Origin of the sequence: Streptomyces sp. NPDC001980 (assembly GCF_040296885.1) — a bacterium.
Classification (GTDB): Bacteria; Actinomycetota; Actinomycetes; order Streptomycetales; family Streptomycetaceae; genus Streptomyces.
The window spans coordinates 1-11,346 of sequence record NZ_JBEOYD010000059.1 but is presented as its reverse complement, the minus strand read 5'-3'; the positions used below and the strand labels follow the sequence as shown (position 1 = coordinate 11,346).

At 72.1% G+C, this 11,346-nt stretch carries 7 protein-coding genes; 6 read left to right on the top strand and 1 reads right to left on the bottom strand.

All coding sequences use genetic code 11. The features are described 5' to 3' along the window. Window positions 1-49: 49 nt before the first annotated feature. The 4 genes from ABT137_RS46215 (at window position 50) to ABT137_RS46200 (ending at window position 6,305) form a co-directional block, all read left to right on the top strand. Window positions 50-1,693, top strand: a complete 1,644-nt coding sequence (locus tag ABT137_RS46215; protein ID WP_351718996.1) for a M4 family metallopeptidase — start codon at window positions 50-52, stop codon at window positions 1,691-1,693. Between the two features lie 71 nt (window positions 1,694-1,764). Beyond that, window positions 1,765-2,280 (top strand): DUF1990 domain-containing protein, encoded by a 516-nt coding sequence (locus ABT137_RS46210; RefSeq protein WP_351718995.1) that lies wholly within the window; start codon window positions 1,765-1,767, stop codon window positions 2,278-2,280. 106 nt (window positions 2,281-2,386) lie between these two features. Next, window positions 2,387-2,728, top strand: a complete 342-nt coding sequence (locus ABT137_RS46205; RefSeq protein WP_351718993.1) for a trypco2 family protein — start codon at window positions 2,387-2,389, stop codon at window positions 2,726-2,728. A 4-nt stretch (window positions 2,729-2,732) separates the two neighbouring features. Then, on the top strand, window positions 2,733-6,305 hold the full coding sequence (locus ABT137_RS46200; RefSeq protein ID WP_351718990.1) for a trypsin-like peptidase domain-containing protein: 3,573 nt from the start codon (window positions 2,733-2,735) through the stop codon (window positions 6,303-6,305). A gap of 44 nt (window positions 6,306-6,349) precedes the next feature. Here ABT137_RS46200 and ABT137_RS46195 read toward each other — a convergent pair whose 3' ends face one another. After that, window positions 6,350-8,974, bottom strand: a complete 2,625-nt coding sequence (locus ABT137_RS46195) for a glycosyltransferase family 1 protein (RefSeq protein WP_351718988.1) — start codon at window positions 8,972-8,974, stop codon at window positions 6,350-6,352. A 196-nt stretch (window positions 8,975-9,170) separates the two neighbouring features. Here ABT137_RS46195 and ABT137_RS46190 point away from each other — a divergent pair, with 196 nt between their 5' ends. Both ABT137_RS46190 and ABT137_RS46185 read left to right on the top strand, forming a co-directional pair. Next, window positions 9,171-10,409, top strand: a complete 1,239-nt coding sequence (locus tag ABT137_RS46190; protein WP_351718986.1) for a S8 family peptidase — start codon at window positions 9,171-9,173, stop codon at window positions 10,407-10,409. 254 nt (window positions 10,410-10,663) lie between these two features. Further along, window positions 10,664-11,346 (top strand): maltotransferase domain-containing protein (locus ABT137_RS46185; RefSeq protein WP_351718983.1); only part of this gene is annotated, 683 nt, incomplete at its 3' end.

The window sequence follows — 11,346 nt, the reverse complement described above, 5'->3', positions numbered from 1 at the left end:
GCCGGTAACCCCACTCCGCCCGGACTCCCCACATCCTGAAGGAGCTTGAGTGAGCCCCCTCTACGCGCGTCACAAGCGCACCACGCTCGCCATCGCCACCGCTGTCGCCGCCGGCGCCCTCCTCACCACGGGTATGACCGCGAACGCCTCGGCCGTCGACAAGAAGCCGCTGGCCGCCGCCCCCACGCTGCTCTCCAACTCCGCCCGCACCGCCCTCATCCAGAAGGCGGAGGCGAACGTCGCCGAGACGGGCCGGCAGATAGGCCTCGGCGCCAAGGAGAAGCTGGTCGTCAAGGACGTCGTGAAGGACGTCGACGGCACGGTCCACACGCGCTACGAGCGCACCTACGCGGGCCTGCCCGTCCTCGGCGGCGACCTCGTCGTGCACACCTCCAAGGCCGGCAAGACCGAGGGCGTCACCAAGGCGACGAAGACCACCATCAAGGTGGCCTCCCTCAAGCCGCAGATCAGCACCGCCAAGGCGGAGAAGTCGGCGCTGAGCGTCGCCAAGACCCTCGGCTCCACCAAGTCGGCCGCCGACGGCGCCCGCAAGGTGATCTGGGCCGGCTCGGGCACGCCCGTCCTCGCCTACGAGACGATCGTCGGCGGCTTCCAGGACGACGGCACCCCCAACCAGCTGCACGTCATCACCGACGCCGCCACCGGCAAGAAGCTCTTCGAGTACCAGGGCATCGAGAACGCCACGGGCACCGGCAAGACCCTGTACTCGGGCACCGTCAGCCTCGACACCACTCTGTCGGGCTCGACGTACAGCCTGACCGACGCCACGCGCGGCAGCCACAAGACGTACAACCTCAAGCACGGCACGTCCGGCACCGGCACGCTGTTCACCGACGCGGACAACGTCTGGGGCACCGGCGCGGCCTCCAGCTCCACCACCGACCAGACCGCCGCCGCGGACGCCGCCTACGGCGCCCAGGAGACCTGGGACTTCTACAAGAACACCTTCGGCCGCAGCGGCATCAAGAACAACGGCGTCGGCGCCTACTCCCGCGTCCACTACGGCAGCTCCTACGTGAACGCGTTCTGGGACGACAGCTGCTTCTGCATGACCTACGGCGACGGCTCCAGCAACACCCACCCGCTGACCTCGCTCGACGTGGCCGGCCACGAGATGAGCCACGGCGTCACCGCCAACACCGCCGGCCTCAACTACAGCGGCGAGTCCGGCGGCCTCAACGAGGCCACCTCGGACATCTTCGGCACGGGTGTCGAGTTCTACGCCAACAACGCCTCCGACCCCGGTGACTACCTCATCGGCGAGAAGATCGACATCAACGGCGACGGCACCCCGCTGCGCTACATGGACCAGCCCAGCAAGGACGGCGGCTCCGCCAACTACTGGTCCTCCTCGGTCGGCAACCTCGACGTGCACTACTCGTCCGGCGTCGCCAACCACTTCTTCTACCTGCTGTCCGAGGGCAGCGGCGCGAAGACGATCAACGGAGTGTCCTACAACTCCCCCACCTACAACGGCTCCACGGTCACCGGCATCGGCCGGGCCAAGGCGCTCCAGATCTGGTACAAGGCGCTGACGACGTACTTCACGTCGACCACCAACTACAAGTCGGCCCGCACCGGCACGCTGTCCGCGGCGGCCGCGCTGTACGGCTCCGGCTCCACCGAGTACAACGCGGTGGCGGCGGCCTGGACGGCGGTCAACGTCAGCTGACCCCGCCCCCAGCAGTGCAGGTGGGCCCCCGGGGAGAAGGCGTCCCGGGGGCCCGCCCTACGCTCTCTCCCATGTCCTTCACGTACGAGGCGGTCGGCGCCACCCGCGAGAACCTCGCCGCCTGCCCACCGGGCTTCCACCCCCTGCACGTGCGCACGCGCATAGGCGAGGGCCGGGAAGTCTTCCACCGGGCCGCCGAGGCGGTCCTCACCTGGGAACTCCACCGCGCCCTCGGCGTGGGAATCGACGCCGCCGCCGACCGCGCGGCCCCCGGCGTCGACGTCACCGTCACCCTGGCCGGCCTCATCAAGGCCCCCTGCCGCATCGTCTGGACGGCCGAGGAGTCCCGCCGCGCCGGCTGGGCCTACGGCACCCTCACCGGCCACCCCGAATCCGGCGAAGAGGCCTTCGTCGTCGACCGCACCGGCGACGGCACGGTCTGGCTCACGGTCGCGGCCTTCAGCAGACCCGCCAAGTGGTACGCCCGCGCGGGCGGCGCCGCGACCCGAGGGCTGCAGCACGCGTATGCGCGGAGGTGCGGCAAGGTGTTGCGCAATCTGTGCGGGGACGAGGCCGATTCGCTCTGAAGGGGCTCCTGCGGCCCGCCGTTCTGGCACTCTGGCCCCCTGACCACGGGACACTCCGGATCACCTTGCGCACGGGGCGTCCGGAACACCGGACGAGGGGGACGAGATGCCCGAGGAGCTGGAACTGGCCGCGGCCGTACAGCTGGTGCGAGACGAACTGCTGAGTGCCTCGTCCGCCGCCGCGCGCGAGAACCTGCGCTTCGAAGTCGGCCCGATCACCATGGAGTTCGCGGTCGAGATCCGCCGCGACGTGAGCGCGAAGGCTGGTTTCAAGGCGTGGGTCGTCTCGGCCGACGCCGAGGCGAAGGCGGGCCGCACCCGCACCCACAAGGTGTCGCTCACCCTCACCCCGAAACCGTCCGACGGCCGCTCGCTGGAGATCTCCGCGGACTCTTCGGATGCCGGGAGCGAGGTGGAATCCCTGTTCACACCGCCCGGCCCGTTCTGACCTCATGAACAGAAGCCGACTGGCCGCAGTCCGCACCAGCGTCAAGGGCAAGCACCCCCGCCTCAGCTCGGGCTGTGTCATCGCCCCCGGACTGGTGCTGACGGCCGGCCACGCCCTGCAACCGCGGGGCGCGGCGATGGCCCCCGGTCAGGTGCACGTACAGGTACAACTCCTCACCACCGGCCGGCTGCTGCCCGCAGAGGTGGCCTGGGACGGCCGTACGGCGGGTCTGGACGCCTGCCTGCTGCGGGTGGCGACACGGCACTGGCCGCAGGACGTCGCCGACGCGCCGGTCCGCTTCGGCCAGTTCGCGACCCTGCGGGCTGGGCAGGACGCCAACGCGCTGGGCTTCGCCCGCGTGCAGGGTGCCCGACGGCCCGACGGCCTGGAGACCGCCCAGGTCGCCGGTGCGGTCAGCCCTGGCGACGGGTTGCTCGGCGGGCACTGGGAACTGGCTGTCCACCGGGCCCCGGCCGGTCTCGGCACCTCCCCATGGAGCGGGATGTCCGGATCCGCCCTGTGGAGCGGGCAGCTGCTGTGCGGGGTCGTGGTGGTGGATCTCGCGCACTGGCAGCACGGAAAGCTCCAGGCAGTACCCGCCCACCGGTTGCTGCGCGAGCCGGACCTGCGGGCACTGCTGGGCCGGGAGCTGGGATACCTGCCGATCGCCGAGGCCGTGGAGCTGGAGGCCCTGTGCGAGCCGGCGGTGCCCAGCCGCAGCCCTCGCCTGCCGTCGGAACTGCTGCGCCCTCAGGCCGAGGCAGTGCCCTTCACCGGCCGTACCGACAGCCTCACCGAGTTCCAGGACTGGTGCGCGGACGGCGGCGGCCTCGCCACCCGGTTGATCACGGGTCGGGGCGGACAGGGCAAGTCACGGTTCGCCCGGGAGCTGTCGGTGACCATGGCCGGCAACGGCTGGCTGACCGCGCAGCTGCGCGAGTCGGGCTCCGAACGCGCCGAGCTGGTGCGGGGTCTGCAGGCGCTGACTGCGGTCGACCAGCGCATGCTGCTGGTGATGGACTACGCCGAGACCAGCCCCGAACTGGTCGGTAACGTCCTGGAGACGCTACAGGCACGCGGCGGCCACCATCCCGTGCGGATGGTGCTCATCGCCCGGAGCGCGGGCGAATGGTGGGAGCAGCTGCCGGGCGCGACCCCGCGCAGCGCCGGAGTGCTCAGTGGTGCCCGCACTGTGGAACTGACGGACCTGGCGCCGACGCCGGCCGAGCGCGCCCTGATGTATCGGGAGGCAGTGCGGGCGCTGGGCCGGCGGCTGCCCGCACTGAAGGACCTGCCGGAGTACGCCAGGGTCGACTGGGCCTCGGTCGTTCGCGCGGTGTCCTCGGGCGGGGCACAGCGCCGGCTCACCGACGGCTCGGCGCTGCACCTGCAGATGCGGGCCCTGCTGGACCTGCTGACGGCCGCCGACCGCCAGGTCGCCACCGGCGGAACCGCGCGCCCGCACCGGGACAACGGCAGGGAGCCGGACGTCCAGGCGGAACTCCTCGGCCACGAACGGCGGTACTGGCAGCGCACCGCGGCCTCCTGGCCGAAGCTGGAGGGGGTCTGCCAGGACGCCCTGGGGGACGCGGTGGCGGTGGCCACACTGACCCGGGTGGCTGCACCGGAGCGGGCCGCCGAACTGCTCGCCGTTCTGCCCGGCCTCGCGGACGGCCGGAGCGCGGCGGCGGAGTGGCTGCACGAGCTGTACCCGTCGGCCGAGGGGGCGTACTGGGGATCGCTGGAGCCCGACCTGCTCGGTGAGTACCAGGTGGCGCTGCGGGCCCGGGAGAATCCTGGTCTGCTCGCCGCCGTGCTGCCCGAACTCGCCGATCGAGAGGCGGAACGGGCACTGACCGTCCTGGCCCGGGCGGCGGCCCAGCCAACCTGCCCGCACAGGGAGCTGGCCGCACAGGTCCGCGCACTGATCGTCGCTCACCCCGAGGCGCTCGCCGTCCCAGCGGTCGTGGTGGCGGGGCGCTCGGAGAACCCCGGTTTTCTGCTGGAGGCGCTGCGACTGCTGATCGAGCGTCCGGATCTGCCCCTCGACCTGCTGGAACATCTGCACGCGGCCGTGCCCGAACGCAGTCGGCTGCTGGGCGAGCAGGCACTGGACATCGCCGGGCGGCTCGCCCGGGTCCGCCGACGGCGTGTTCATCTCTCGGGCGGGGCGCTGGCCCCGGCGGCCGTGCGGGCGGAGTGGGCGCGCGCCGAGCACAATCTGACGGTTCGGCTGAGTTCCGTACGCCGGTGGGAAGAGGCCGTGGAATCCGGCGGCCGGGCAGTACGGCTCTATCGGGGGCTGGCCCGCGCCCACCCCGACCGCTATCTGCCACTTCTCGCCGAGTCGCTGGGGGTGCGCTGGGCGGCGCTCTCCGAACTCGGACGCTACCGGCAGGCATTGACGGATTGTGCGGAGGCGGTCAGGGTCAACCGGCGGCTGGTGGCGGACGAGCCGGACGGGCACGGCCACGCCGAGCTGATGCCGCACCGGGCACGGCTGGCGCAGGCCCTCAGCAGCCTGTCGGTGGTACTGGCCGCCCGCGACCTGCGGCACGAGGCGTTGGTCGCCGGGGAGGAGGCCGTGGAGATCTTGGAGCAGCTGGTCCACGAGCGCCCCACCCGCCACCATCTGGCCCTTCTCGCCGCGGCGCTCCACAACCTCGCCAACCGCCGCTCGCCGGGCCAGAAGGCACTGGAGACGGCGACCCACGCCGTGCTGATCCGGCGCCGGCTGGCCCAGGTGCACCCGGACAAGTACCTGCCGAGCCTGATGGAGTCGCTCCACAACCAGGCCTTGGAGCTGGCCGCGCTGAACCGGTACTCGGGCGCCGCCAAAGTGATCGACGAATGTCTGCGGGTGATCCTGCACCTGGTGGAGGACCAGCCCGTCGTCTACCGTCCGCTGCTGGCTCAAGTGCTGCGGACCAGGGCCGGGGTGCACAACAAGATCGGCGGGCACGTCGAGGCGAGCCGCACCGTCCACCGGGCGCTGCTGCTCTACCGTGAGCTGGCCCAGAGGCAGCCCGAGGAGTTCGGCGCGGCCCTGGAGGCGACGCTGCGGCAAGCCGCGTGGGTGTCCTGGGACGCGTTCGAGACCAGGGACCAGAAGACCGGGGCGCTGCGCTGGCGGGATCTGATCGCCGAGGCCAACGGGTTCGCCGCCGAGCGCCGCGCCCGGGCAAGGCTGTGGCAGGTGCGCGACGCCCGTCGGCGGCACCGGCGGGCACGGGTGCGCCAGCTGACCGGAATCCGGCTACGGGTGGGGCGCCGGACGGTACGGACAGGGAAGACGAAGTGGCTGCCGCGGCTCACGGCGGACATGAGCGTGCCGATGCTCGACGTCGCTCCCGCAGTGGACGAGGAGGCCCGCGACCGGATGGCGTTCCGCGAGCTCCTCGCCTACGGTGACCTGCTCAGAAAGACCCCGGGCACCGATCCGGAGCTTCCGGACGTCGTGCGGATGCAGGTGCGCGACGGCCTCGCCTGGGCGCGGGAACTCGGTGCCGAGCTGCTCGAAGAGCTGAAGGACCTCGGCCCGCTCATCTACGAGGAGGACGAGGGCGACCGCGTCTGAGGGGGGTGCGGTCCGGGGGCCGGTCCCGAACCGCACCGAGTCCGTCAGCGCAGCAGCACCCCGGCCCCCGTGACCGCCCCCTCCGCGGGCACCACCACCAGCCCCAGCTCCGCGCCGGAGGCCAGCAGGCGGTGGGTGGGGAGGATGCGGACCGTGTAGCCGTAGGGGCCCGTGCGGTCCAGGGAGAGGGGGCCCTCATAGGTCCAGTGGCCCTCCAGGTCGGGGCCGGAGATCGGCTTCAGCGGCACCGTGGCCGCGTCCGTGATGCGGTCCTCCGGGTCGACCCGGCCGGAGACGGCCTGGACCTCCACGTCGTCGGGGGCGAGGTCGCCGAGGCGGACGCGGACCCGCAGGGCCAGCGTCGTGCCCAGTTCGGCGGTGGCCGTGGCGGTGGCCGTCTCGACGTGGTCCACCGAGACGCCGTGCCAGGCCGCCCGCACCCTCCCCTTCCAGGCGGACAGTTCACGGGCCGTGTCCGGGGTCATGGACCGGTGGGCGTGGGCCGCCGGGGTGTAGAGGCGCTCCACGTACTCCCGGACCATGCGGCCCGCCAGCACCTTCGGTCCCAGCAGGGTCAGGGTCTGCCGCACCATCTCGATCCAGCGGTCCGGCAGGCCGCTGCGGCCGCGCTCGTAGAAACGCGGGGTCACCCGCTGCTCCAGCAGGTCGTACAGCGCGGCGGCCTCGATGTCGTCCCGGCGGTCGGGATCGGTGCCTGCGCCGTCCGCCGTCGGGATCGCCCAGCCGAAGTCCGGCTGGAACCACTCGTCCCACCAGCCGTCCAGGACGGAGAGGTTGAGGCCGCCGTTGAGCGCCGCCTTCATCCCGCTCGTCCCGCACGCCTCCAGGGGGCGCAGCGGGTTGTTGAGCCAGATGTCACAGCCGGGCAGGAGCTTCTGCGCCATCGCCATGCCGTAGTCGGGCAGGAAGACGATCCGGTGCCGGACGCGCGGGTCGTCGGTGAAGCGGACCAGTTCCTGCACCAGCCGCTTGCCGCCGTCGTCGGCCGGGTGCGCCTTTCCGGCCACGACGATCTGGATCGGCCGCTCGGGGTGGGTCAGGAGGTCCATCAGCCGGTCGCGGTCGCGCAGCATGAGCGTGAGACGTTTGTACGAGGGGACGCGCCGCGCGAATCCGATGGTGAGCACGTCGGGGTCGAGGACGCCGTCGATCCATCCCAGCTCGGCGGTACCGGCGCCGCGTTGCCGCCAGGACGCCCGCAGCCGCTCCCGCACCTCCAGCACCAGTTGCTCCCGCAGGCTGCGGCGCAGCTCCCAGATCTCCTGGTCGGCGACCTCGGCGACGGCGTCCCAGCGGTCCGGGCCGCCGACGGTCAGCGCCTCCTCGGTGCGGCGGTCGCCGAGCTGCCGGGCGCCCAGCCGGACCACCTCCGGGGCCACCCAGGTCGGGGCGTGCACCCCGTTCGTCACCGAGGTGATCGGCACCTCGTCGGGGTCGAAGCCCGGCCACAGCCCGGAGAACATCTCCCGGCTGACGTTGCCGTGCAGCAGCGAGACCCCGTTGGCGCGCTGGGCGAGCCGCAGCCCCATCACGGCCATGTTGAACAGGTTGGGCTCGCCGCCCGGGTAGGTCTCCATGCCGAGCCGCAGGATGTGCTCCACCCCGATCCCGGGGAGTTCGGCGTCCGCCCCGAAGTGGTGGGCGACCAGCTCCCGGTCGAAGCGGTCGATGCCGGCCGGGACAGGGGTGTGGGTGGTGAAGACGGTACCGGCCCGGACCGCTTCCAGCGCCGCGTCGAAGTCCAGCCCGTCGGCGACCAGCTCGGCGATCCGCTCCAGGCCCAGGAAGCCGGCGTGGCCCTCGTTGGTGTGGAACACCTCCGGCTCGGGGTGGCCGGTCAGCCGGCAGTACGTCCGTACGGCCCGCACGCCCCCTATGCCGAGCAGCATCTCCTGGAGCAGCCGGTGCTCGCTGCCGCCGCCGTAGAGCCGGTCGGTGACCCCGCGTTCGCCGACGTCGTTCTCCTCCACGTCCGAGTCCAGCATCAGCAGCGGCACCCTGCCGACCTGGGCCAGCCAGATACGGGCGCGCAGCAGTCTGCCGCCGGGCAGCGCGAGGGAGACGTGCGCCGGGGTGCCGTCCGCCTCCTTCAGCAGGGCCACGGGAAGTTCGTTGGGATCGAGGACGGGATAGTGCTCCTGCTGCCAGCCGTCCCGGGACAGGGTCTGCCGGAAGTAGCCGTGCCGGTACAGCAGGCCGACGCCGATCAGCGGCACGCCGAGGTCGCTGGCCGACTTGAGATGGTCGCCGGCCAGGATGCCGAGTCCGCCGGAGTACTGGGGCAGGGCGGCCGTGATGCCGAACTCGGGTGAGAAGTAGGCGACGGCGGCCGGGAGATCGGCCGACGGCGGCCGGGTCTGGTACCAGCGGTCGCCGGTCACGTAGTCGCCCAGGTCGTCGGCGACCGCGGTCAGCCGGCGCAGGAAACGACGGTCACCGGCCAGCTCGGCGAGGCGCGCCGGCGGCACACTGCCGAGCAGCCGCACCGGGTCGCCCTCCGAGGCGGCCCAGCGCTCGGGGTCGACGGCCTGGAAGAGGTCACGGGTCTCGGCGTGCCAGGACCAGCGCAGGTTACGGGCCAGGTCGCTGAGGGGGCGGAGGGGTTCGGGGAGAACGGGACGGACGGTGAACCGACGGATCGCCTTCACATTCCACCTCGTGCAGTTCGCAAGGGGAGCCGTACAACCCTGTGCGGCTCGGCGTCTGTCCGACAGTACCGGTGTCGGGGGTACCGCTGGGGGCTGCCGCCCTCAGACCCCCGCTTCGGCCCCAGATGCCTTCTTGTCGGCCTTCGCCCCCGTACGAGACCCTGCCCCCCTGAGCCGAGGAGGGGGACTCGCAGCCATGGCACGGACGTGTACCCGGCGGCTGCGTCTGGTGGGGGGCTTGACCGCGGTCGTGACGGCCGCGGTGCTGTCGACGGCCACCCTGCCCGCGCACGCCGTACCGGAGGGGACCATCGTCGACGCCGGCCGGGCCGGTTCGGTCGGCGGGAGTTATCTGGTGACGCTCAAGGAGGGGATCAGGGGCGCGTCGGCGGCCGGGGGGGACGTCGCCGCCCGGTATGGGGCGAAAATAAGCCATACTTACGGCACTGTGCTGAACGGCTACGCCGTCGAAGCAAGCGCTGCACAGGCCAGGCGGCTCGCCGCGGACTCGCGGGTCGCCTCCGTCGTCCAGGACAGCCGGGTGCGGCTGACGCGCACCCGGACGAACACCCAACGGAACACGCGGAAGAACATCCAGAGGAACCCGCCGTCCTGGGGCCTGGACCGCGTCGACCAGGCAAGGCTCCCGCTGAACAGGTCGTACACCTCGCCGGGGTCGGCGGGCGCGGGCGTCACCGTGTACGTGATCGACACCGGTGTCCGCATCACGCACGCCGACTTCGGCGGACGCGCGAGCTACGGCTGGGACTTCGTCGGGAACGACGGGTCCGCCGGCGACGGCAACGGGCACGGCACCCATGTCGCCGGCATCATCGCCGGCACCAGGTACGGCGTCGCCAAGAAGGCCCGGGTGGTCTCCGTGCGGGTCCTGGACGACACCGGGGCGGGCACCACCGCCCAGGTCATCGCCGGTGTCGACTGGGTCACCGCGCACGCCCGCAGACCGGCGGTCGCCAACCTCAGCCTGGGCGGCTACCACAGCGCCCAACTGGACACCGCCGTACGGAACTCGATCAAGGCAGGGGTCACCTACACGGTCGCCGCCGGCAACGACGGCCTCCCGGCCGCCCGCTCCTCACCGGCCGACGTGCCGCAGGCCCTCACCGTCGGCGCCACCGACCGCACCGACACCCGCGCGGGCTTCTCCAACTACGGTTCCGCGGTGGACCTGTTCGCCCCGGGTGTGGCGATCACCTCGGACGCGAACGCGAGCGACACCGCCAGGGCGACCTACTCCGGTACGTCGATGGCGGCACCGCACGTCGCGGGCGCCGCCGCCCTCTACCTCGCCGGGCACCGCAAGGCCACCCCGGCCCAGGTCGCCAAGGCCCTGATTGCGGGGGCGGCGAGCGGGAAGGTGTCGGGTGCGGGGCGCGGGTCGCCGAACAGGCTCCTGCGGGTGCCGGAGTCGTAAAGCGGTTTCTGGTATGCGATCACGCCATCGGCCCCGTTCGCCGTGAACGGGGCCGGTCTTGTGCGTAGACATACGGCTGAGTAGTTAACAAAGTGCCGGATTGCCCACCCGAATAGGGTGGGAAGGCTCCTCCGGTACACCCCACAGACACAGCACTGACACCAGGCAGCGGTACAACACCAGGTACACCCCGCAGGACCCACCTCCCCACCACCCATCCGCCCACACCCTCGTTGCCGCGGACAGGAGCGGTCATGCCCGCCACGCACCAACCGTCAGCACTTCCGACCCGGCGCACGTCACCCGGCGCGCCGCCCCTCGCGGACGAGGCCACCGCCGTCGGCCGCATACCCGTCCTCGACGTCCGTCCGCTGATCCAGCAGGGGCGCCGGCCCGCCAAGGCGGTCACCGGGGAGTCGTTCGAGGTCACCGCCACCGTCTTCCGCGAGGGCCATGACGCCGTCGCCGCCAACGTCGTCCTGAAGGACCCGAAGGGCCGCCCCGGCCCCTGGACTCCGATGCGGGAGCTGGCCCCCGGCACCGACCGCTGGGGCGCCACCGTCACCGTCGACGGGAAACCGGGCCACTGGACCTACCAGGTCGAGGCATGGGGAGATCCGGTCGCCACCTGGCGCCACCACGCGAAGATCAAGATACCCGCGGGCATCGACACCGAGTTGGTCCTGGAGGAGGGCGCCCGGCTCCTGGAACGGGCCGCCGCCGGGGTCCCGAAGGCAAAAAAACGGGAAATCCTGGTGACCGCGGCCGCCGCCCTCCGCGACGAGGAACGGCCCGCCCCCTGGCGCCTGGCCGCCGCTCTCACCCCCGAGGTGGAGAAGGTCCTGGCGCGGCATCCGCTGCGGGAGCTGGTGACCGCCTCGGAGCCGCTGCCGTTGCTCGTGGAGCGTGAACGGGCCCTGTACGGCTCCTGGTACGA